Origin of the sequence: Rhizobium pisi (assembly GCF_003938655.1) — a bacterium.
Taxonomy (GTDB): domain Bacteria; phylum Pseudomonadota; class Alphaproteobacteria; order Rhizobiales; family Rhizobiaceae; genus Rhizobium; species Rhizobium pisi.
This window is the reverse complement of record NZ_RJJT01000002.1, coordinates 227383-248092: the sequence shown is the minus strand read 5'-3', so window position 1 is coordinate 248092 and position 20710 is coordinate 227383. Positions and strand designations below refer to the sequence as shown.

General features: G+C 60.6%; 24 protein-coding genes and 1 pseudogene. 17 read left to right on the top strand and 8 right to left on the bottom strand.

What is annotated here, in order from left to right; genetic code table 11:
• Positions 1-71 precede the first annotated feature (71 nt).
• Positions 72-389: a type II toxin-antitoxin system RelE/ParE family toxin gene (locus EFD55_RS03805; RefSeq protein WP_125843145.1), complete on the bottom strand. Its 318-nt coding sequence runs from the start codon at positions 387-389 to the stop codon at positions 72-74.
• Positions 389-669 (bottom strand): annotated as a pseudogene (locus EFD55_RS03800) (type II toxin-antitoxin system Phd/YefM family antitoxin). Before EFD55_RS03800 ends, EFD55_RS03805 begins: the two are co-directional and overlap by 1 nt.
• Before the next feature lie 222 nt (positions 670-891).
• Between EFD55_RS03800 and EFD55_RS03795 the strand changes: the two are divergent.
• From EFD55_RS03795 to EFD55_RS03750, 10 genes are all read left to right on the top strand, one after another.
• Complete coding sequence (locus EFD55_RS03795; protein ID WP_125843143.1) at positions 892-1884, top strand: LLM class flavin-dependent oxidoreductase; 993 nt, start codon at positions 892-894, stop codon at positions 1882-1884.
• A gap of 24 nt (positions 1885-1908) precedes the next feature.
• Positions 1909-3258: an LLM class flavin-dependent oxidoreductase gene (locus EFD55_RS03790; protein WP_125843141.1), complete on the top strand. Its 1350-nt coding sequence runs from the start codon at positions 1909-1911 to the stop codon at positions 3256-3258.
• Positions 3259-3274: 16 nt separating this feature from the next.
• On the top strand, positions 3275-4474 hold the full coding sequence (locus tag EFD55_RS03785) for a M20 aminoacylase family protein (RefSeq protein ID WP_125843139.1): 1200 nt from the start codon (positions 3275-3277) through the stop codon (positions 4472-4474).
• Entirely contained in the window at positions 4471-5028 is a 558-nt protein-coding gene (locus EFD55_RS03780; protein WP_125843137.1) for a GNAT family N-acetyltransferase, read from the top strand. The genes EFD55_RS03785 and EFD55_RS03780 overlap by 4 nt, the downstream gene beginning before the upstream one ends.
• 38 nt (positions 5029-5066) lie before the next feature.
• Complete coding sequence (locus tag EFD55_RS34075; protein ID WP_125843135.1) at positions 5067-6845, top strand: amino acid ABC transporter permease/ATP-binding protein; 1779 nt, start codon at positions 5067-5069, stop codon at positions 6843-6845.
• Positions 6846-6937: 92 nt separating this feature from the next.
• Entirely contained in the window at positions 6938-7882 is a 945-nt protein-coding gene (locus EFD55_RS03770; protein ID WP_125843133.1) for an ABC transporter substrate-binding protein, read from the top strand.
• 61 nt (positions 7883-7943) lie between these two features.
• Positions 7944-8888: an ABC transporter substrate-binding protein gene (locus tag EFD55_RS03765; RefSeq protein WP_125843131.1), complete on the top strand. Its 945-nt coding sequence runs from the start codon at positions 7944-7946 to the stop codon at positions 8886-8888.
• A gap of 7 nt (positions 8889-8895) precedes the next feature.
• Positions 8896-9933, top strand: coding sequence for an LLM class flavin-dependent oxidoreductase (locus EFD55_RS03760; protein ID WP_125843129.1), 1038 nt, complete (start codon positions 8896-8898; stop codon positions 9931-9933).
• 59 nt (positions 9934-9992) lie between these two features.
• Positions 9993-10589, top strand: coding sequence for a 2-hydroxychromene-2-carboxylate isomerase (locus tag EFD55_RS03755; protein ID WP_125843127.1), 597 nt, complete (start codon positions 9993-9995; stop codon positions 10587-10589).
• A 129-nt stretch (positions 10590-10718) separates the two neighbouring features.
• Complete coding sequence (locus EFD55_RS03750; RefSeq protein WP_125843125.1) at positions 10719-11642, top strand: fatty acid desaturase; 924 nt, start codon at positions 10719-10721, stop codon at positions 11640-11642.
• 290 nt (positions 11643-11932) lie between these two features.
• Here the strand turns inward: EFD55_RS03750 and EFD55_RS03745 are convergent, their stop codons facing one another.
• Genes EFD55_RS03745 through EFD55_RS03735 form a run of 3 tightly spaced genes read right to left on the bottom strand, consistent with a single transcriptional unit; the run spans position 11933 to position 13151 of the window.
• The gene (locus tag EFD55_RS03745; RefSeq protein ID WP_125843123.1) at positions 11933-12307 is read right to left on the bottom strand and encodes a hypothetical protein; all 375 of its coding nucleotides are present in this window, start codon (positions 12305-12307) and stop codon (positions 11933-11935) included.
• Between the two features lie 51 nt (positions 12308-12358).
• Positions 12359-12979 (bottom strand): helix-turn-helix domain-containing protein, encoded by a 621-nt coding sequence (locus EFD55_RS03740; RefSeq protein WP_125843121.1) that lies wholly within the window; start codon positions 12977-12979, stop codon positions 12359-12361.
• Positions 12969-13151, bottom strand: a complete 183-nt coding sequence (locus EFD55_RS03735; RefSeq protein ID WP_125843119.1) for a hypothetical protein — start codon at positions 13149-13151, stop codon at positions 12969-12971. The genes EFD55_RS03740 and EFD55_RS03735 overlap by 11 nt, the downstream gene beginning before the upstream one ends.
• Before the next feature lie 1179 nt (positions 13152-14330).
• Between EFD55_RS03735 and msuE the strand changes: the two genes are divergently transcribed.
• Genes msuE through EFD55_RS03715 form a run of 6 tightly spaced genes read left to right on the top strand, consistent with a single transcriptional unit; the run spans position 14331 to position 16361 of the window.
• The gene (gene msuE, locus EFD55_RS03730) at positions 14331-14891 is read left to right on the top strand and encodes an FMN reductase (protein WP_125843117.1); all 561 of its coding nucleotides are present in this window, start codon (positions 14331-14333) and stop codon (positions 14889-14891) included.
• Between the two features lie 11 nt (positions 14892-14902).
• Positions 14903-15100, top strand: coding sequence for a hypothetical protein (locus tag EFD55_RS03725; protein WP_125843115.1), 198 nt, complete (start codon positions 14903-14905; stop codon positions 15098-15100).
• Between the two features lie 33 nt (positions 15101-15133).
• Positions 15134-15298 (top strand): hypothetical protein, encoded by a 165-nt coding sequence (locus EFD55_RS33020; RefSeq protein WP_164737513.1) that lies wholly within the window; start codon positions 15134-15136, stop codon positions 15296-15298.
• Positions 15299-15310: 12 nt separating this feature from the next.
• Positions 15311-15463 carry a hypothetical protein gene (locus EFD55_RS33015; protein ID WP_164737514.1) on the top strand — a complete coding sequence of 51 codons (153 nt, stop codon included), beginning with the start codon at positions 15311-15313 and terminating at the stop codon, positions 15461-15463.
• A complete protein-coding gene (locus tag EFD55_RS03720) occupies positions 15460-16041 on the top strand; it encodes an RBBP9/YdeN family alpha/beta hydrolase (RefSeq protein ID WP_125843114.1) in 582 nt (193 codons plus the stop codon). The genes EFD55_RS33015 and EFD55_RS03720 overlap by 4 nt, the downstream gene beginning before the upstream one ends.
• An 11-nt stretch (positions 16042-16052) precedes the next feature.
• Complete coding sequence (locus EFD55_RS03715; protein ID WP_125843112.1) at positions 16053-16361, top strand: hypothetical protein; 309 nt, start codon at positions 16053-16055, stop codon at positions 16359-16361.
• A gap of 33 nt (positions 16362-16394) precedes the next feature.
• Here EFD55_RS03715 and EFD55_RS03710 read toward each other — a convergent pair whose 3' ends face one another.
• The 3 genes from EFD55_RS03710 to tauA are packed head-to-tail and all read right to left on the bottom strand — an operon-like array spanning position 16395 to position 19103.
• Entirely contained in the window at positions 16395-17249 is an 855-nt protein-coding gene (locus EFD55_RS03710) for an ABC transporter permease subunit (protein WP_125843110.1), read from the bottom strand.
• On the bottom strand, positions 17246-18034 hold the full coding sequence (locus tag EFD55_RS03705; RefSeq protein WP_125843108.1) for a taurine ABC transporter ATP-binding protein: 789 nt from the start codon (positions 18032-18034) through the stop codon (positions 17246-17248). The genes EFD55_RS03710 and EFD55_RS03705 overlap by 4 nt, the downstream gene beginning before the upstream one ends.
• 55 nt (positions 18035-18089) lie before the next feature.
• A complete protein-coding gene (tauA, locus tag EFD55_RS03700) occupies positions 18090-19103 on the bottom strand; it encodes a taurine ABC transporter substrate-binding protein (protein ID WP_125843106.1) in 1014 nt (337 codons plus the stop codon).
• 204 nt (positions 19104-19307) lie between these two features.
• Between tauA and EFD55_RS03695 the strand changes: the two genes are divergently transcribed.
• Positions 19308-20678 (top strand): FAD/NAD(P)-binding protein, encoded by a 1371-nt coding sequence (locus EFD55_RS03695; RefSeq protein WP_125843104.1) that lies wholly within the window; start codon positions 19308-19310, stop codon positions 20676-20678.
• Positions 20679-20710: the final 32 nt, after the last annotated feature.

Genomic DNA, 20710 nt, shown 5'->3' with positions numbered 1-20710 from the left:
CAGCGGTTTTTTGAGGGCAGGGGATCGGGCAAGCCACATGTCGGACCTGGCGAAGAACGATATGCCGAACCTCAGCGGATCAGCCTTCGCTCCAGGAAAGCCTGCACGTCGCGGCGTCCGTCGATCACGCAATAGACGACGACATCGGTGCCCATGATGCGATAAATCATGCGCCAGGGTTTATGGTGCAGTTCCCTATATTCGGAGATGCCGATGCTCGCGAGCTCCTTATTTCCGCGGGCGGGGAATTCTTCGAGATCGGTAGAGGCGCGCTCGATTTCCGTCAGGATGCGCTCTGCAGTTTCGGCACCGTCACGGTGAGCGATAAAGCGATAGAGATCCTCAACATCGCGTTCCGCGTCCTCGGCGAACAGAACACGATATGACATCAGGGTTGGCTGTCGGCCAGACGTTTGCGGATGCGCGCGAAGGACTCCGTTGCTGGGCGCAGCTTGCCTTCGTCAACCTGACGGTTGGTGAGCGCGAGCACCTTCAGAAGCGCTAGCGTTTCCTGCGTTTCTTCATATTGGCCGACGTCTTGAAGGATGGCTTTCGCCTCTCCGTGCAGCGTAATGACAACAGGCTGAGGATTATCCTTCAGTGTCCTGATGATCTCGGCGAGTGCGCCTTGAGATAGCTGATCGGCTTGACCTGTTCTGACAGCTTCATCTGCTCACTCCCTTTCGACCAGAATGTTGATCATTAAATGGTCAATTTAAAGACACTTTTGGACACCGCGGCGGCGCATTCCCAGCGGTCGATTATCCCCTCGGGGGAGTGGATGCTTTTTTTCACTCCGCCGGCCCCAAAGAGAATGGGATTTCTTATAATAAAGTTTGTCTACTGATTTTATAGACTAAACTTTGCAACCAGTGATCGGATCGTGGTATCATGTCCTATCTCCTCAGCCTTCTCGACAAAAGCCCGATCGAAGAGGGGCTCACCGCCGCGGATGCGCTACGGGCGACGGTAAAGATCGCCGCCCGGGCCGAGGAACTCGGTTATCACCGTTTCTGGGTCGCCGAGCATCATAACATGTCCAATCTGGCGAGTTCCGCGCCGGAAGCGTTGATAGCCTACCTTCTCGCCAGGACTTCGAGGATCCGCATCGGCTCCGGCGGCGTGATGCTGCAGCATTACAGCGCCTACAAGGTTGCCGAGACCTTCAATCTTCTGGCTTCGCTGGCACCCGGCCGGGTCGATCTCGGTGTCGGCAAGGCGCCGGGTGGCTTTCCGCTGTCGACGCGCGCCCTTCAACTAGCCGTCGATCCGTCCAGAAAGCCGGATTTTGCAAGTCAGCTTTCCGATCTCAACACATATCTCGCCGCCGATCCGAAATACGATGGCGCGCAGGCGACACCTTTCCCGCCGACGCCTCCCGAACGTTTCCTGCTCGGCGCCAGCGTCGAAAGCGCCGAACTCGCCGCCGAGAAAGGCTGGGAGCTTGTCTTCGCCGGTCACCTGAACGGTGATCCGGACAATCTGCGCAGGAGCTTCGAGGCCTATGAGCACGCTTCCGGCGGAAAGCGTCCGATCCTGGCGCTAGCCGCCTTTGCCGCGGAAAGCGAGGACTATGCCCGCGAGCGTGTCGGCAGGCTGCGCCTTGTCAAGGTATTCCTGCCGAACGGCCAGACCGTCAATGTCGGCAGCGAGGAGCAGGCGGCCGAATTCGCCCGGCAGGCCGGCGTCACCGATTACCGCATCGAGGAAAAGGTGCCGAACGTGCTGCACGGCACGGCCGAGCAGATCCGCAAGGAGCTGGACGAACTTCACGGCCGCTACGGCGTCAAGGAGTTTGTGCTCGACACGCCAGCGCTTTCGATCGCCGAGCGCCTTGCCTCCATCGAGCTGCTCGCCAAGGAGCGGCTTTCCCTCGTCGCCTGACCGTTTCCAAGGAGGATTGATCCCATGGCTCAGAAACACGTCACGTTCGGCATCATGTTGCAGGGTCCCGGTGGCCACATGAATGCCTGGAAACATCCGAGCGGACCGGCCGATGCCAGCGTCAATTTCGATTTCTTCGTCAAGACCGCGCGTAAGGCTGAGGAGGCCGGCATCGCTTTCGCCTTCGTCGCCGATGGGCTTTATATCAACGAGCAGTCGATCCCGCATTTCCTCAACCGATTCGAGCCGATCGCCATTCTGTCGGCGCTCGCCGCCTCTACCTCGAAGATCGGCCTCGTCGGTACAGTCTCGACCTCCTACAGCGATCCCTTCACCATCGCCCGCCAGTTCGCCTCGATCGACCTCATCAGCGGCGGCAGGGCAGGGTGGAACGCGGTGACCTCGCCGCTCGAGGGATCGGGGCGCAACTACAGCCGCGAGCATCCGGAGCACGAGCTGCGCTACGAGATCGCCGAGGACTATATCGATGCGATCAAGGGTCTCTGGGATTCCTGGGACGATAACGCCTTTATCCGCAACCGCGAGACAGGCGTCTTTGTCGACAAGACGAAGATGCATCGTCTCAACCACAAAGGCCGGTTCTTCCGCATCGAGGGCCCGCTCAACATCGGCCGTTCGAAGCAAGGCCAACCGGTCGTTTTCCAGGCCGGCGCCTCGGATTCCGGTATCCGGCTCGCCGGCAAGCATGCTGATGCCGTCTTCACCAATGGCGGGCCTTTCGAAGAGGCGCAGGCCTTTTACCGGCAGCTCAAGGACAGCGTGATTGCGCAGGGCCGAAGTGCTGCGGAAGTCGGTATTTACCCGGGTATCGGACCGATCGTCGGGGCAACGCCTGACGAAGCGGAAGCCAAGTACCAGGCGATCCGCAACCTCGTCACTATTGAGGAGGCGTTGCTCTATCTCGGCCGTTTCTTCGATCATCACGATTTCAGCGTTTACCCGCTCGATGAGCCGTTCCCGGACCTCGGCGATATCGGCAGGAACAATTTCCGCGCCACCACAGACCGCATCAAAAGGACGGCGCGCGAAAAGGGCCTGACGCTCCGCCAGGTCGCGCTCGATTCCGCAACGCCGCGCACCGCCTTCATCGGCACCGCCGCGCACGTCGCCGACGAAATCATCCGCTGGGTCGACCATGGGGCCGCCGACGGCTTCATCCTCGGCTTTCCCGTCATCGCCGAGGGCTTCGACGATTTCGCCAGATACGTTCTGCCGATCCTCACCGAACGCGGTTACTTCGATCCGGTTCTGAAGGGCGAGACGCTGCGGGATCATCTGGGCCTACCCTTCCGCGAAAGCCGCTATGCGGCCGGTGCTGATCAGGTCGAGCACGGAAAGGCCGTCGGCGCCTGAGCGCCGGCGAACCGTCATGGACCTCATCGCTCAGAACCCGCGCAGCAACGATCCGGTCGAGAAGGGCATCGCCGGTTATCTCGACGAGATCATCGCGCTTCGCCACGACCTGCACCAATATCCGGAGCTTGCATTCCAGGAGTTGAGGACCAGCAAGCTCGTGGCATCCCGGCTTTCCTCCTGGGGCTACGAGGTGGCGACGGGCATCGCCGGAACCGGCGTCGTCGCCACCCTCAGGCGCGGTGCGGGCGAGAAACGGATCGGCATTCGCGCCGACATGGACGCCCTGCCGATCGAGGAGGCCACGGAGCTTGCCTATGCCAGCAGCAATCCCGGGGTCATGCATGCCTGCGGCCATGACGGGCATACATCGATCCTGCTCGCCGCCGCCCGTTATCTCGCCGAGAGCGGCAATTTCAGCGGCACGCTGCGGCTGATCTTCCAGCCTGCGGAAGAGATCGGTGCCGGCGCCCGCAAGATGATCTCGGAAGGCCTGTTCGAACGTTTCCCAGTCGATGCGGTCTTCGGGCTGCATAACTGGCCGGGTGTGCCGGCGGGTCAATTCGGCTTCGTCACCGGTCCTGCCATGGCATCGGTCGATCAGGCGGTCATCAAGATCGTCGGCAAGGGCGGCCATGGGGCCGAGCCGCACCGCGCCGTTGATCCCGTGCTCGCCTCCGCCTCTTTCATCACCGCCCTGCAGAGCGTCGTCTCGCGCAATGTCGATCCGCAGGACATGGCGGTCGCCACCGTCGGTTCGATTCATGCCGGTTCCGCCTCCAACGTCATCCCGGAAAGCGTCGAGATGAAGCTCACCATGCGGGCCTTCAGCGAGACGGTCCGCCAGCTGTTGCAGGAGCGCATTCCAGCCCTTGCTCGCGCCCAGGCCGAAAGCTTCGGCGCAGAGGCCGATGTGAATTACCGTCTCGGCTTTCCAGCGCTCGTCAATCACGCCAAAGAAACCGCCTTCGCCCGCGATGTCGCATATGACGCGCTCGGTCTCGCCGCGATCGAGAAGGATTTCCGGCCGAGAACGGCGAGTGAGGACTTCGCCTTCATGCTGCAGGCGAATCCAGGCAGCTATCTCTTCGTGGGGAATGGCGACAGCGCTCCACTCCACAGCGCGCATTATAATTTCAACGACGCGATCATCGCGCCTGCCGCCCGCTACTGGGTGCGGCTCGCCGAAACCTTCCTCACTGATGACAACGGGTGATGAACGATATGAGCGATACCTTTCTCTATACCAGCCCTCTCGACCCGCGCGCCAAGCCGCTGATCGATGAATTGATCTACGAATATGACAGCCGCTACGGCACCTATTTCAATGCCGAAGGTGCGGCCGCCGAACTCAACCGCTATCCCCCCGAAGCCTTCGCACCGCCCTACGGCAATTTTCTCCTGTTGATCCGCGATGGCGAAACCATCGGCGGCGGCGCGTTCAAGCACTATGCCGAGCGCACGGCCGAGTTCAAACGCATCTGGACGCGCTCCGATCTGCGCCGCCAGGGCCTTGCCCGCAAGGTGCTGGTGGAACTGGAGGCCCAGGCCGCCCGCCAGGGTTATGCCCGCATCTATCTGACGACCGGCTTTCGCCAGCCCGAGGCCGTCGGCCTCTATGTGAACTATGGCTACACCGCTCTCTTCGACACGTCGGTCGATCCCGAGATCTACAAGAGCCTGCCCTTCGAGAAGGACATCACCCATCTCGCGCAGCCTCTTCTCGAAGAGGCGGAGCCGCGCCTGCGCGTGGCGGGCGCAAGTCACTGAAAACGGCAAAGGCCGACAATCATAAGAGGGAAAAGGCAATGGCACTGACGACGGATTTCGCGGGTATCGAGCCCGGCAGCAGGACGGCAGAACCAAGGCAGGATTATTCCCGCTACCGCATCGTGCCGGCGCGCCATCCCGAGCGGGTGGCGGGCACGATCTTCGCCGCCCTCGTCATCGTCGCCGTGCTCTATTCCACCTTCACCAACCCGCGCTGGGGTTGGAACGTCTTTGCTGAATGGTTCTTTGCCGAGCCGGTGCTGGTCGGCCTCGGTCGGACGTTGCTCTTGACGGTGCTCGCCGCCATATCCGGTTCCATTCTCGGCACGGCTCTGGCGCTTGCCCGCGTTTCCAAGTCGCCGCTGCTTTCCGGTCTCTCTTGGGGTTATATCTGGCTGTTGCGCTCGATCCCCATGATCGTGCTGCTCTTGATACTGAACAATCTCGGCTATCTCTACGAGACGATCAGAATCGGCGTTCCTTTCACCGATACGGTCTTGCTCGACTATCCTACCGTGCAGTTGCTGACGCCCTTCGCCGCGGCCTTCCTCGGCCTCACGCTCAACCAATCCGCCTTCTTCGCCGAGATCGTGCGCGGCGGCATTCTGTCAGTCGATCACGGGCAACTGGAAGCGGCGGCCGCACTCGGCCTGCCGCGGCGTCGCCAGGCTTTCCGCATCGTGCTGCCGCAGGCCATGCGCTCCATCCTGCCGACCGGCTTCAACGAACTGATCGGCCTGGCGAAAAGCACGTCCATGGTCTACGTGCTGGCGCTGCCGGAACTCTTCTATACGGTCCAGGTGATCTACCGCCGCAATCTCGAAGTCATTCCGCTGCTGATAGTTGCGACCGTCTGGTATCTGATCATTATGACGGTGCTGTCGATCGCCCAGCACTATATCGAGCGCTATTTCTCCAGGGGCGCCGTTCGCAACCCAACGCCGCTGCCCTTCCAGGCATTCCTGGAACGCTTCCGTCGTCCGCTGCCTGCGTTCGACACGGCGACCGACAGCGTGCGCAAGATCGGTTTCCAGGATGCGTCGACGCTGCGAGCCGCGGGCGGTGCGGTGCGCATCCACGGTATCTCCAAAAGCTTCGGCTCGCTGAAGGTGCTCGACGACGTCGAACTCAATCTGCCGGCAGGCAGCGTCACGGCCATCCTGGGTCCATCCGGCTCCGGCAAATCGACGTTGCTGCGCGCCATCAATCATCTGGAGCGTCTCGAGGAGGGCTTCATCTCCGTCGACGGTGATTTCGTCGGCTACAGCAGGAAGGGAGATACGCTCTACGAGCTCAAGGAGAAGGATATTCTCAAGCGCCGCGCCGATATCGGCATGGTCTTCCAGAGCTTCAATCTCTTCCCGCATCTGACCGTGCTCGAAAACCTCATCGAGGCACCGATCCAGGTGCGCGGCATCCGCCGCGAGGAAGCGGTGCAACTGGCGCAGGAGCTGTTGGCTCGCATCGGCCTCAGCGACAAGATCAACGCCTATCCGCGCCAGCTCTCCGGCGGCCAGCAGCAGCGTGTGGCGATCGCCCGCGCGCTGGCGCTCCGCCCGAAAGTGCTGCTCTTCGACGAGCCGACTTCGGCGCTCGATCCGGAGCTGGTCGGCGAAGTGCTCGATGTCATCAAAGAGCTTGCCCGCACCGGCACGACGCTCGTCATCGTCACCCATGAAATCGGCTTTGCCCGTGAGGTCGCCGACACCGTCGTCTTCATGGAAAGCGGCCGCATTCTGGAGGCTGGCCCGCCGGCCCGCATCTTCACGCAAGCGGAACATCCCCGCACACGGGAGTTCCTCGCCAAGGTTCTCTAGCGCCTGACAGCGCTGGCGAAATGCCGGGCCGCGACGGGCTGCTCCGGTCGACTGACAATAACAACAACCTAAAGATGAAATGGAGACGGGACATGACATTTGCAGATAGAACAAAGCTAGTCATAGCAGGAGCGGTCACCATTGCCGCACTCGGTTTCGGATCGGCTCAGGCACAGCAGAAGTTCGATCTCAGCCCCGAGCAGCCGAACCGGCTACGGGTGGAAAAGAACGAGAAGCGCATCGCCGAGGTCAAGGACTTCAAGTTCGTTGAAAACGGCGTCTTCACCGTCGGCATCAGCTCGAGCGGCAATCTGCCGCTGCATGATTACGCCTCCGATTCCAAGACCGTCATCGGTTATGACGTCGATCTCGCGCAGGCGATCGCCGACAGCCTGGGCCTGAAACTCAATCTCGTTTCTGTCGCATGGGCGGATTGGCCGCTGGGGCTCACATCCGGAAAGTTCGATGCGGTGATTTCGAACGTGACGGTCACGGAAGAGCGCAAGGAAAAGTTCGATTTCTCGACCTACCGCAAGGATGAGCTCGGCTTCTACGTCAAGGTCGACAATCCAATCACCTCGATTAAACAGCCGAAGGATATTGCCGGCCTGAAAGTCATCACGGATGCCGGCACCAACCAGGAGAAGATCCTGTTGGAATGGGACCGACAGAACGTCGCGGCCGGCCTCAAGCCGATCGAGGTGCAATATTACGACGACGGCGCGGTCAAGGATCTTTCCGTCCAGTCCGGCAGGGCCGACGCCGTCTTCAGCGTGAACGCGACGCAGGCCTATTCGGCGGGGATAAACGGCAAGACCAAGCTCGTCGGCACCGTCAGCGGCGGCTGGCCGATCACGGCCGAGATTGCCGTCACCACACGCAAGGGCAGCGGCCTGGCGGCGCCGGTGACCGATGTCGTCAACGACCTGATCGCCAGCGGCGCCTACAGGAAGATCCTCGATACCTGGAACCTCGGGCCTGAGGCGATCGACAAGGCCCAGACCAATCCGCCCGGCCTGCCGAAGAGCGGTTCGTAACGTTCACTTGGCGGACCGGCGGGTGGGCCGGTCCGTCCCCGACTTTCATGCAAACGGAGATATGTCGAACGTGACCTTTCCCGATATCCGCACCTTCTTCCTCGCAGCATTGATAGCTGTTTTGACCGGCCTTGGGGCAGCCCAGGCCGCCGATGAATTCGACCTCAGCCCGCAGCAGCCGGGTCGGCTTCATGCCGTCAAGAACGATGCGGCCGTCGCCGCGATCCCTAGAGAATTCAAGTTCGTTACGCCAGGCAAGTTCACTATCGCCGTCAGCCCCGGCGGCCCGCCGCTTGCCACCTATGCAACCGACGCCAAGACCGTAGTCGGGGCCGATCCCGACTATGCCTACGCCATTGCCGACAGCCTCGGCCTGACCCTGGAGATTGTGCCCGTCGCCTGGATCGACTGGCCGCTCGGCCTGACCTCGGGCAAGTACGATGCCGTCATCTCCAATGTCGGCGTCACCGAGCAGCGCAAGGAGAAGTTCGATTTCTCCACCTACCGCCAGGGCCTGCACGGTATCTTCGTGAAATCCGACAGTCCCATGGCCTCGATCAAGGAGCCCAGGGACGCTGCAGGCCTCAGGATCATTGTCGGCGCCGGCACCAACCAGGAGCGTATCCTGGTGAAGTGGAGCGAGGAAGATGTCGCGGCCGGCCTGAAGCCGATCGAACTACAATATTACGACGACGAGGCAGCGAGCCTTCTCGCGCTGCGTTCCGGCCGGGCCGATGTCATCGTCCAGCCGCATGCGCAGCTCGTCTTCATCGCCGCGCGCGACAAGAACATCAAGCGCGTCGGCACGCTGAGCGCCGGCTGGCCGGATCGCTCTGATGTCGCGATCACCACCCGCAAGGGAAGCGGGCTGGCCGATGCGCTGACCATCGCCACCAATGGCCTGATTAAGGACGGCACCTACGCAAAGATCCTCGACCACTGGCATCTTTCAGAGGAAGCCTTGCCGGCATCCGAGACCAACCCGCCCGGCCTGCCGAAATACTGATCGTCGGATGGCACGAGTGGGCAACATATCCATCAGCCATATCGGCTTCCTTACCCCCGGCAACTATCCCGACGACGATCCGTTGTCGGGACTGGAGCAGACACTCCAGCAGCTGCAATATGGCGAAGATCTGGGTTTCGACAGCGCCTGGGTCCGCCAGCGGCACCTGGAGCCCGGGATCTCTTCCGCGAGCGCCTTCCTGGCGGCGGCGACGCAGCGTACCAGCCGGATCGAGCTTGGAACTGCGGTCATTCCGATCGGCTATGAAAGCCCCTATCGGCTCGCCGAAGACCTCGCCACGGTCGATGTTCTCTCGCGTGGGCGCCTGAATATCGGCGTCAGCGCCGGCCGGCCGCTGCATGCCGACCTGATCGCGCCGCTCGTCTTCGACGGCGACTGGACGGGCTACGACTTCTCGCATGAGCGCGTGCTGCGCTTTGCCGATAATCTGCGCGGCACCTATCTCGGAGACGAACAGACCTTCATCAAGACGCCTTTCGGTCCGCAGCGACCGCGCCTGCAGCCTTATGCCAAAGGCCTGATCGACCGGATCTGGTATGGCGGCGGATCGCAGCGCTCGGCTGAATGGGCCGGCCGCAACGGCTTCAACCTGTTGACCGGGAATGTGATAACGGGGGAGGGGACGGATGATTTCTTCACCGCGCAATCCAGGCTGATCGAAACCTTTCGCGCCGCCAAAACGCAGCGCCGGGTCGCGCTCGGCCGCGTCATCGTGCCCTTCGACAGCGCCGATGCCCCAACGCGCCGCCGCTATCGCGACTATGCCGATGGCCGCCATGAGCGGACGCTTTCGCCGCAGGGCGAGCGGCGCACCTTGTTCGCCCGCGATATCGTCGGCACGTCGGATGAGATCCTGGGGCGGCTTTTCGCCGATCCGATCCTGCCCGAGGTCAGCGAGCTGAGGCTGGAGCTCCCTTACGAGTTCGAGCACGAGGAGTACCGCCAGATTCTCCACGATTTCGTGACGCGGATCGCACCGGAGCTTGGATGGAAAGGGCAATCCGACGTTCGTGCCGCCTCCTGAATGCCCTCAGCCACATCCATTCGGCGCCAGAACCATCATCTCTCAGGGAATATGCAACAGTGACCAAATCGGTAGACTATTTCTTTTCGATCGGCTCGCCCTGGTCTTACATCGGCTTCGACGCCTTTACCGAACTTGCGGCAAAGAACGAGGTTGCCATCACGCCCTATCTGACGACGGTGGTCGAAGAAAATGGCGGTATCTTCTCGCGCAATCGCCCCGAGATCCGGCGTGCCTATTGGACACGGGATCTCAAACGCTGGGCGCGGGTGCGCGGCAAGGAGCTGTGGCTCGAACATCGCCCGGAGTTGAGCGATCCGACGCGGGCATCTCTCTTCGTCATTGCAGCCTATCTCGACGGCCAGGATTGGATCGGCGTTGCCCGCGCCCTGCAGCATGCCTTCTGGAGCGAGGCGAAGGACATCGGCAGGTCCGACGTGCGCGAGGCGATCGTGACCGCAGCAGGGTTCGATGGCGCGGCACTGCTCCGGCGGCAGGCTGATGACGATGTCCAGAACAAATGGTCGGCCGACCGCGCGCGCGCGCGCGACAGCGGCGTCTTCGGCTTTCCCACCTATGTCCACGACGGCGAACTCTATTGGGGACAGGACAACCTGCCCTTCCTCGAACGTCATCTTCGCGGCGACAGGCCCTAGGTCTGGATCGAGGAATCCAGCCAGGGTTGAGGCGGATTTTTTCACATAAGTCTATAAAATAGATAGGTATTATTCTCTACTGCCGATGCCATGCGATAGATTGGTGTGATTGATCAGGAAATCACACGCATGCCCGAAAAGACTTCGCAGACCGCCGGGACCATTATTCCCACGCGCCCGACGGAATGGCCGACCATCATTCTCGCATTCGTCATCCATGGGGGATTTTTTGCGCTCACCGGGTGGTGGCAATCATTATCCCCGATCGTGGCGATCATTGTTGGAGGCTGGCTGATCGCCTGGCACGGATCGCTTCAGCACGAGGTTATTCACGGCCACCCCACAGGAATCCGATGGCTAAACGATGCGATCGGATCGATACCGCTGTCGCTGTGGCTGCCTTATCCGATCTATAAGGACAGCCATCTGGAGCATCATCGCGACGAATTTCTGACCGATCCCATCGAGGATCCTGAATCGTCCTATTTCACCAAGGCTGCCTGGGAGCAGCTCGGCGCGACCGGCAGGCTGCTGGCGCGATGGAACACCACCCTGTTCGGTCGTTTGACCATCGGTCCCGCGGTTATGATTTTGAGTTTCCTTGGGCAGGAATGGCGGTTGATCTGGACGAACGAACCGGGAAGACGGCGGATATGGGCAGCACACGGCATCGGTGTCGCCGCCGTTCTATTCTGGGCGACGCTCGTCTGCGGCGTGCCGCTGTGGCTTTACCTTGCTTTCGTCTACACCGGCGCGGCGATGACGCGGCTCAGATCCTATGCCGAGCACAGATATGCCGAGAGCCACGAGGAGCGCACCGCTATCGTCGAAAACAGCCATTTCTTCGGCTTGCTGTTCCTCTACAACAACCTGCATGTTCTCCATCATCGCCGGCCGGGCATCTCGTGGTATCGCCTTCCCACGGTCTATCGCCAAAATCGCGAAACGCTCGTCTGTTCGAATGGCGGGCTTGTCTATGACGGCTATTGGGACATTGTCCGCCGGTTTTTCCTGAAGCCGCACGACGATCCGAAGCATCCCCGTCATTCGTGACGGGTGCGGCGTCAGGCACCCGAAGGTCACCGACTCAGGCCGCCAATGCCGTTGTCAGTCGCGCCCGGCGCGACGGCGTTTGTGCTTTTGCAGGAGCTGAGTCGAATTGCCGTTCCCGAACGTCGGCGAAGCAAGCGCCGCTCCGCTTGATCGATGATAGCGGACGGAATTCCGTTATTTTGGCAAGTTTGTGCAATCCCATCGAAACCGCTCCATTCTATTGGAGGAAAAGATATGGGAAGATTTTTTTACATTGTTTGCTGCAATTAGTTCTTTTATCTCCCTGCTCATTAAAACGCGAAACGCCACTGCCGGAGAGAGATGATGAACCCCGCCATGAACATGATGCCGATGATGAACAACATGATGCCCGCCATGATGAACCCGATGATGGGCGGAATGATGCCGATGATGGGTGGCATGCCCATGATGTCGGGTGCAATGATGCCGATGATGGCCTCCATGCCAATGATGATGATGGGCTCCATGAAGTGCACCATGACCGCCGAGGGCATGATCTGTGAAATGAAGCCGATGGAAGGCATGAACAACGAAATGTTCATGGAGTGCTGCAAGCGCATGATGTCGATGATGTCGGGCGGCATGCCCGTCATGATGAACTGCGGCGGCATGATGATGTGCTGCATGATGGCCGCCTGAGCCATCGTCCCTCAGGGAAACGATCGAGAGCCTCCGGAGACGGGGGCTCTTTTGCGTCATGCGCGAACGTCTTCGAGATAGGTCGTCACCAGGTAGAGGATCGCTTCCGTTCCCGTCATGTTGCGATAGATATGGGGTACATCTGCGTCGAAGATGATGGCGTCGCCTTCACCCAGGATATGCGGCGATTGCTTGCCGGCGATGATTTCGACGGTGCCTTGAGCAACGACCAGATTCTCAACCGTTCCGTGCTGATGGGCGTCGGCGTTTTCGGTATGGTGCGGAGCGATCCTGAGCTCGTAGAATTCCACCTTCCGCTCGCCTTCGAAGGGGAAAAGAGCCCGTGTCCGAAAGCGCCCCTCGGAGGAGGAGAGAATTTTCGATCTTGCCCTGGGCACGGCGATGACCGGGCTCTCGCCGCGTTCGGCGATCAGAGCGGCGCAGGGAATGCCTAGAGCAAGCGCGATCTTCGAGAGAATGCTTAATGTCGGGCTGCTTTTGCCCGTCTCGATCTGGCCGAGCATCGCACGGCTCACGCCGGCGATCTTTGCCAGCCTGTCCAGGGAATAGCCGCGCCGGGTACGGATGCGCCGCAAATTTTGTCCTGTTTGAACCGTGATCTCCTCGGCGGTATCTCTGGCTTCGCCGTCCGAGAGAAGCGCTTGATCAGACCCCATATCCCGGAGTGCCCATTGCCATGACGGGGACGAAACCCCAATACGGCACCCACATCAGGACTGGCTGCATTGCAAATGATACCGGTGCGGTCGCTTGAACCACATCAGCATGTTTGCTGCGCGACTGCCGGTAAGCCTGGAAATCGATGACATCAGCCGTCTGCAATGGCATGAAAAACTCCCGCTAAATCTATAAGAAGTATATATTTCTGAGGGCGAAAAAAGCAGAGCGTGTCGTCCAATCCGACCCCTGAACCGGAAATCTTATACCAATAATATTCACCCTTGCGGCAAAGCCATTTGGTCAGGCTGGCGGGGACGGGATAGTGCCCGCCAGCCGTGCCAGCTGCAAAGACGTTTGTCTAATAGAAGCCAAAACCGGTTTCGCCGCTGCGGATTTTACCAATGTGATCGCAGTGCAATGACGACAGCAGCATCTGACTTCATAAGTCGTCAGACGTCTTGTGTTCCGTTTTTCTCCGACTCATCAAGGAAACGACTTCGAGTCGATGGTTCATTCATATTCGACGAGTTATGGGCTCATCGGAGCGCAGCCGTTGACGAAGGATCGAACTTTTTCGTGGGCGCCGAGGTTCAACGAAAAGGCACGATTCTGTGTCTCGATTGGAGCATCGTGAACGCACGATTTCGGCCCTTTTGGAGAAACCAGTTCTGGAGTCGCTTGATCTTGAACCGGTTCTCGATCTCACAAGTCCAGCGGGTCAGATCATTGGCAACCTGGTGGGGACAATCATGCAGGGCATGCGCAACAACGGTCCTCTCCTGTCATCGCCTGTCGGTCTTTCCTTGCTGAGCGAAGCGATGTCGGACCTTATCCTCCGGTTTACCCAGCATCTTTTACTGAGTATTTGGGACAAAAAGTATCGGCAATCGCCCCTTGGCATGTTCGGCGCGCTATCGACTACATGCACGCAAACATCAGCGAACCGTTCACGATCACAATGGTTGCAGAGGCCGTCGGGGTCTCGCTTCGTGCGTTGCAGAATGGTTTTAGAGCCTTTTCAGTGCGTTCGGCGAATGCCCGAAGGATACGCGTCTGAGGGCAGCGTCACTGTCCACCCACTGACCAGATCTCATGCGGTAGAGCGTCGTTCTGATTGCGGTCTTTGCCGAAGCGATTGACGATCACCCGCAGGTCGAAAAGCCGGCAGGTTGCGAACTGCTCGGCTGAAAATCGATGTTTCCCGAAATTGCGACACGAAGCGCAGCTTATGCGTGCCGAAGTGGTGGCGAACGTTTTTTTCAACGACGCCAGCAAGGAGAGACTTACGTTCCTTTAATCTATCAATTGTGTAGACAATAGTTGAGCAATCCAAAGAGAGGAAAAACCATGTCAGGTTTCAAACTCGTCGGCATTGCTGGCAGCTTCAACCGTCCTTCGAAAACATTGGCGCTTGTGCGCCACGTCGCCGAACGCGCAAGCATCCGATACGGCTTTGCCAGCAAGACCTATGATCTGCACGATTTCGGTCCGTCGCTGGGCAGCGCCTTATGGCGCAAGGACCTCGACGAGCAGGCCAGGCGTGTCGTCGGCGAGATCGTGCAGGCCGACGCCCTGATCATCGGCTCGCCGACCTACAAGGGTTCCTATCCCGGTCTTTTCAAGCACCTGATCGACCTGATCGATCCGCATGAGCTTCGAGGCAAGCCGATCATCATCACGGCGACAGGCGGCGGTGACCGACATGCCTTGATGGTCGAGCACCAGCTTCGGCCGCTGTTCGGGTTTTTCATGGCTCACACGCTGCCAACCGCTGTTTATGCGTCCGATCGTGACTTCCAGGATTATGCGGTTGCATCCGAACCGCTTTCGAGCCGCATCAGTGAAGTGATCGGCGAATTGAGAGCCTTCTTCCCGGGCGCAAACCCGGCGCTGGCGGCTGCCGAATGAGGATCGTCGCCATGGCTCGATCTCAGGAAGCAACGAACATTGATGCGGAAAGGCCGGCGGCCAGCGATCAATTGTGGAGCGTCTTCGAATTCGCCCGACGATATCGCCTCGCCAAACGCGAGGAAAATCGCCTGCTGATGCTCTATGGGCCAGAGGCATCGCTTCGCGATCTTCTTGCCAATGCGAGACGTCATTCGCTGATTTCTTAACAGAAAACTATCGGTCCCTGACAGGAGGTTCGCATGAAGCTTGAATTTCACGTCTGGCTGAAACTCGTGATCGGCCTCCTCCTTGCGGTGAAGGTGCGCGAGCCTGTGAATGGATCATTCGCGCGGGACGAACGTGACTGGTCCGCGCGCGAATACGAACTCCATTATTGGGGCGCGATTCCCGGACTTTGGTATTGAGGAGGTGGCGTGATGGCAATCGTCGTTGAGACCGGCCTCGGCCGGCGCGGTGCAAGAAGGGCTTCCACCGGCCTCATGTCGCAGATCAGGCATGCGGCCGGAATCTGCACGATCACCGGCTCTTTCACATTCCTGTTCGCCCTAGTGATCGGGCTGATCCGATGAGCCACATCCTTATCCTTCCCGGACTGTTCGGCTCGGGAGAAGGGCATTGGCAGCGACATTGGCTGCAGGATCATCCGGACAGCCGTTGCGTCGTCCAGGACGATTGGGACCATCCGAACCTCGACAGCTGGTTGCCGCGGCTGGAGGGTGCGCTTGAAGAGGCCGGCGAGGCCTATCTGGTGGCCCACAGTCTCGGGTGCCTGCTGGCCGCCCGGCTGGCGGGACGGAATGCCGCGCGTCGCGTCAAAGGGGCATTGCTCGTTGCTCCATGCGATCTGCCCGCCACGGAAATCCTGCATCCGGGGCATATCTCGTTTGGCGCCATGCCGACGGCGCCCCTGCCTTTTCCGAGCATCGTCGTCGGCAGCATGAACGATGCGTACATGACGGTCGATCGGTTGACCCTGTTCGGCGGCCTATGGAACGCCGAGACCAGGAATATCGGCCTTGCCGGGCATATCAATATTGCCAGCGGCTTCGGCCGTTGGCGCAATGGCTACCGCTTGCTGGACGCATTGAAGACGCGTCCGGGCGCTCGAAAGCGGTTCGTTTCGATGCCGCCCGCTTTTGCGTTGTGAATGGGGCCGGAATGTCCGACATCGTAGCCGACCTCCTGCGCCTCAGCGAAGATCCGAACGCCGACCCGAGAAGCAGGCGCCGGCAGACCATGGATCGTTTGGTGCAGGCGCTGCTCGCCATGGCCAATACTGAATTCGGACCCGAAGATGCGCAAAGCCGCAGCGCGATCATCCATTTGACGACGATCATCCGTGACATGACGGGAAGGATCGCCGATGCCGACGATGCGACATTTTCGGGGATCGTCAGGGAAGCCGCAATGCTGATCCGCACCCTGCAACGGCGCCAAGCCGAGGCGGCCAGATTTACGGTGCATTGACACGCGGCGGATATCCGCGATCGCCGCTACGCGTCAAATCTTGCCCTTCCACGGCACGAGGAATGCCTCCAGGAAACGAATGGCCGCCGAGAAGGTGAAGGCGCAGATGGCGATGATGCCGATGCCGACGAAGACGACGTCGGTTGCCAGGAACTGCGACGCAGACATGATCATGAAACCGATCCCGCGCGTGGAAGCGATCAATTCGGCGGCAACCAGCGTGCCCCAGCCGACCCCGAGCGCAATCCGGATGCCGGTGAGGATCTCGGGCAGGGCGGAGGGCAGGACGATATCCAGGAAGAGCTGCAGCCGGCTCGCGCCCAGCGAACGGGCGGCATTGACGCGCTCGATCGGCAGCGAACGAACGCCGGCCTGGGCCGAGAGGCAGATCGGCGCGAACATCGCAAGCACCAGCAACGTGATCTTCGATGTCTCGCCGATGCCGAGCCAGATGATCATCAGCGGCAGGTAGGAGAGCGGCGGAAGCGGCCAGTAGAACTCGATCGGCGCGTCGAGGACGCCTTTTGCCCAGCGGTTCAGGCCCATCAGCAAACCCAGCGGAATGCCGGCGGAGACGGCGATGAGGGCCGCGACCACGATGCGGAACAGGCTCGCAAAGACATGCTCGGACAGCGACGCCCCGGCGTAGCCGTCGCGATAGATGACGCCGATCTGCTTCAGCACCTCGTCCGGGCGCGGCAGGAAGAGGTGTGGAACGACGCCGAGCGCCGATACGAGCCACCACAACAGCAATAGGGCCAAGGCAGTGGCGACGCTGATCGCCACCGTCGACTTCTCGCCGGCGCCGAAGCTTGCCATTTTCACCAGCTTGACCTGGCGGTCCGCCGTATCGGCCACAATCGGTGTGGCCTGTACTATATCGCTCATGCGGCGCTCCTCAAGTCTTCGGTGCTGTGGAGAATGGCGCGTATTTCCTCGCGCAGCTCGGCAAATTGTGGCGACGCCTTGATGGATCGGGCATCGCCGGTTTCGGCGAAGCGGCTGATGAAATCGAGGTCGAAGCGCGCGACGACGCGCCCCGGCCGCGGTGACATGACCAGGACCTGCGTGCCCAGGAACAATGCCTCTTCGATCGAATGTGTAATGAAGAAAACCTTCTTTGCCGTCTTGTCCCAGATGGAAACCAGCAGTTCCTGCATCTGCTCGCGCGTCAGGCTGTCGAGCGCGCCGAATGGCTCGTCCATCAGCAGGATGTCTGGATTTGTCGCCAGAGCGCGCGCGATGCCGACACGCTGCCGCATGCCGCCCGACAGCTCGTAGGGAAAGGCGCCGGCGAATTCGTCGAGTCCGACGAGCCTGAGAAGCTCCAGCGCGTGCGCTTGCCGCTCCTTCGGGTTTACGCCCGCGAATTTCAAACCGAGCGCGACATTGTCGACCACGGATTTCCAGGGCAGCAGCGAGTCCTTCTGAAAGACGACGCCACGATCCGCGCCTGGTCGTTCGACCGCGCGACCATCGAGCGTTATCCGGCCGTCCGAAAGCGGAAGAAATCCGGCAATCGCATTGAGAAGGGTTGATTTGCCGCATCCCGACGCTCCCAGCGCGACGACGAAGCCTCGTTCGGGAATATCGAAAGAGACGCGATCGAGCGCGTGGACGGTCCGTCCGTCGCGGGCTGAGAAGAAGACGCTGGCGTGATCGACTTTAAGCATGTGGCCGCTCGCTGTTTGACGCCGGCGCGGCAAGCCGGGCCGACGTCGGGGAGGATCAGTTGCTGACGCCGGTGAGCGCGTCGGCGGTGACGAAGGCACCGTAGTTGGCCAGCACGTCGGAAACCTTGCCCTGTTCCTTCAGGAAGGATGCCGTGTCCTTGAGGATCCTGCCGGCACCTGCCTTTTCGCCGCCGCCGAGCCAGGCATCCGATGCCTGGACCTCAGGCGTCAGAAGCGTGAGGTTCTTCAGGGCCGATGCCTGCTGGTCGGGCGTTCCGCCGAGAAGCTTGGCGAGCGACTTGGCGTTGTCGCTGTCGGGACCCCAGGCGGCCTTGTCCGAGGCGAAGGACGTGTAGTATTTGTTGATGACCGCGGCGAAGCTCTTGAGAAATTGCGGGTTGTCGGCGGCAAACTTCGAGGTCGCCACCCAGGCCGAGAAGGTCGGCGCACCCTTGTCTGCCACATCCTTCGAGGTGACGAGAACCTTTCCGTTCTTCTTGAGTTCGGTCAGCGCCGGATCCCAGACGAAGCCGCCGTCGATATCGCCGCGATTATAGCTTGCGACGATCTCGGGCTGAGGGATTGCGAAGACCTGAACGTCCTTTTCGGTCAGGCCCAGCGATTTGATCAGCGCCAGGAGCTGATAGTGGTCCGTGGAAACAGGCGCGGCGGCAAGCTTCTTGCCCTTCAGGTCATTCACGCTTTCGATGCCGGAACCGTTGCGGACGACGAGAGCCTCGTCGATGCCCGAGATGGAGGCGAGGTAGAAGGCCTTGACCTCAAGCCCGCGTGATACCGCGGCCGCAAACGGGCTGGAGCCGACATAGCCGACCTGGACATCGCCCGAGGCAATGGCCGCAAAGATCTCGGCGCCCGAATTGAACCTGCGGAAGTCGATGTCGTATCCCGTCGACTTGGCGAATTCGCCATTGGCGATTGCCACTGAGGACGGCAGGGCATCGGTTTGATAGCCGACGACGACTTTCTTGTCCGCCGCTTCGGCGACAACAGCCGCTGCGAGAGTGCCGACGCCGATAGCGATGGCGGCAACCAAATTTTTGAAATTCATCTTGAGCCCCTTTGTTTGAGGGCCACCCGGCCCCCTTAATCTCACCCTCAAAAGGGTAATGGTTGAGAATGGGCTAGCGGGAGAAATAACAAACTATATTTATAGACTATGAAGACATTTGTTTTCGTGATTCTGCCACTTGCGCGATCCCAAGGACGCGTGAGCGACGAGAGCTAGGGCGTACGGAGCTTCAGGGAGAATGCGGTGATATATGATGTTATCGTGGTCGGTTCCGGTTTTTCGGCCATAGCCGTGACCTGCAATCTCATCGAGCAGCTTCCCGCCTCGGCGAAGATTGCCGTCGTTGGCGACGATCCCGGCTTCGGCCGCGGGACGGCCTATCGGACGGAACTCTATCTCCATCGCCTTAACGTGCCCGCGGGCCGCATGAGCCTGTTGCCGCATCATCCCGACGACTTCGTCGACTGGCTGAAACGCCATGGACGCCTGATGCAGGCAGGCGATTTCGCATCGCGCAGCGACTACGGTCTCTATGTCAGGGATACGCTTGCGCGGCTGCTTCGAAAGCGGGACGGCCGCTGCCGGGTCGATTTCATCAGGGCCAAGGCGACGGGATGTGTCGAACGTTATAGCAGCACGCTGGCCTTTCACCTCGGCAATGGCGACGAGATCGCCGGGAAGAACGTGGTGCTCTGCCTTGGCGTCGGCAACGCCAACCTCCCGGTCAACCCGGCTGGGGTCCCGCTGTCGCTGAGATCGCGGATCGTCGAGAACCCGTGGCGGCTCTCTTGGCTGAGGCGCGTCGCATCGTCCGATGCCGTCTGTATCCTCGGCTCCGGGCTGACGATGATCGACCAGGTTCTGGCACTTCGCGCTCACGGCCACAATGGCAGGATCGACGTGCTTTCACGCCGCGGGCTCGCGCCGCTCGGACATGCCAGGAAGCCGCTGCCGCCGCTTCCGATCGATGTCCAGGCGCTTCCGGGTACGATCAGCGGCATATTGAAGAGCCTACGGGAAAAGAGCAGGGCGGTCGACGACTGGCGAAGCGTAATGGACGGCCTGAGGCCCGTCACGCAGGCTCTCTGGCAGCGTCTTTCCAGCAAGGAGCGGGCACGCTTCCTCAGGCATGCACTCCCCTGGTGGAACATCCATCGTCACCGGGTCGCGCCCGACGTGTTCGGTACGTTCGAGAAACTGGTCTCGGAGGGAACCGTCCGTTTCCATGCAGGCTTCCTGAAATCGCTCGGGGCCGAGGAGGACAGGCTCCTTGCCGGATACAGGATCAGAGGGACAGGGGACATCGCCGAGATCAGGGCGGATTGGCTCGTCAACTGCACGGGAATGGAGCGTGCCGGGATCAGCCATTCACCGCTTTTGAAGGAAATGAGCCGGTTTCAACTGATCGCCCCTGATCCTCTCGGCCTCGGGATCCAGGTGGATGCCGCTTCCGAGGTGACGGCGCCATCGCGGATCTCGCCCGCCCGGCTGTTTTCGGTCGGCGCCTTGACCGCGGGCCAATTCTGGGAGATCACGGCCGTTCCCGACATTCGGGTGCAGGCGAAGGCCGTGGTCGAAGAGATCGTCGCGAAACGGCCGAGTGCCGAAGCATAGGCTGACAATCCCCGATCGCTATGGTGCGGTTG

What these genes read in the sequence shown, in the direction of transcription:
- EFD55_RS03805 (WP_125843145.1), bottom strand. Translation starts at nt 389, where the DNA reads ATGTCATATCGTGTTCTGTTCGCCGAGGACGCGGAACGCGATGTTGAG.
- EFD55_RS03795 (WP_125843143.1), top strand. Translation starts at nt 892, where the DNA reads ATGTCCTATCTCCTCAGCCTTCTCGACAAAAGCCCGATCGAAGAGGGG.
- EFD55_RS03790 (WP_125843141.1), top strand. Translation starts at nt 1,909, where the DNA reads ATGGCTCAGAAACACGTCACGTTCGGCATCATGTTGCAGGGTCCCGGT.
- EFD55_RS03785 (WP_125843139.1), top strand. Translation starts at nt 3,275, where the DNA reads ATGGACCTCATCGCTCAGAACCCGCGCAGCAACGATCCGGTCGAGAAG.
- EFD55_RS34075 (WP_125843135.1), top strand. Translation starts at nt 5,067, where the DNA reads ATGGCACTGACGACGGATTTCGCGGGTATCGAGCCCGGCAGCAGGACG.
- EFD55_RS03770 (WP_125843133.1), top strand. Translation starts at nt 6,938, where the DNA reads ATGACATTTGCAGATAGAACAAAGCTAGTCATAGCAGGAGCGGTCACC.
- EFD55_RS03765 (WP_125843131.1), top strand. Translation starts at nt 7,944, where the DNA reads ATGTCGAACGTGACCTTTCCCGATATCCGCACCTTCTTCCTCGCAGCA.
- EFD55_RS03760 (WP_125843129.1), top strand. Translation starts at nt 8,896, where the DNA reads ATGGCACGAGTGGGCAACATATCCATCAGCCATATCGGCTTCCTTACC.
- EFD55_RS03750 (WP_125843125.1), top strand. Translation starts at nt 10,719, where the DNA reads ATGCCCGAAAAGACTTCGCAGACCGCCGGGACCATTATTCCCACGCGC.
- EFD55_RS03745 (WP_125843123.1), bottom strand. Translation starts at nt 12,307, where the DNA reads ATGGCTCAGGCGGCCATCATGCAGCACATCATCATGCCGCCGCAGTTC.
- EFD55_RS03740 (WP_125843121.1), bottom strand. Translation starts at nt 12,979, where the DNA reads ATGGGGTCTGATCAAGCGCTTCTCTCGGACGGCGAAGCCAGAGATACC.
- EFD55_RS03735 (WP_125843119.1), bottom strand. Translation starts at nt 13,151, where the DNA reads ATGCCATTGCAGACGGCTGATGTCATCGATTTCCAGGCTTACCGGCAG.
- msuE (WP_125843117.1), top strand. Translation starts at nt 14,331, where the DNA reads ATGTCAGGTTTCAAACTCGTCGGCATTGCTGGCAGCTTCAACCGTCCT.
- EFD55_RS03725 (WP_125843115.1), top strand. Translation starts at nt 14,903, where the DNA reads ATGGCTCGATCTCAGGAAGCAACGAACATTGATGCGGAAAGGCCGGCG.
- EFD55_RS33020 (WP_164737513.1), top strand. Translation starts at nt 15,134, where the DNA reads ATGAAGCTTGAATTTCACGTCTGGCTGAAACTCGTGATCGGCCTCCTC.
- EFD55_RS33015 (WP_164737514.1), top strand. Translation starts at nt 15,311, where the DNA reads ATGGCAATCGTCGTTGAGACCGGCCTCGGCCGGCGCGGTGCAAGAAGG.
- EFD55_RS03720 (WP_125843114.1), top strand. Translation starts at nt 15,460, where the DNA reads ATGAGCCACATCCTTATCCTTCCCGGACTGTTCGGCTCGGGAGAAGGG.
- EFD55_RS03715 (WP_125843112.1), top strand. Translation starts at nt 16,053, where the DNA reads ATGTCCGACATCGTAGCCGACCTCCTGCGCCTCAGCGAAGATCCGAAC.
- EFD55_RS03710 (WP_125843110.1), bottom strand. Translation starts at nt 17,249, where the DNA reads ATGAGCGATATAGTACAGGCCACACCGATTGTGGCCGATACGGCGGAC.
- EFD55_RS03705 (WP_125843108.1), bottom strand. Translation starts at nt 18,034, where the DNA reads ATGCTTAAAGTCGATCACGCCAGCGTCTTCTTCTCAGCCCGCGACGGA.
- tauA (WP_125843106.1), bottom strand. Translation starts at nt 19,103, where the DNA reads ATGAATTTCAAAAATTTGGTTGCCGCCATCGCTATCGGCGTCGGCACT.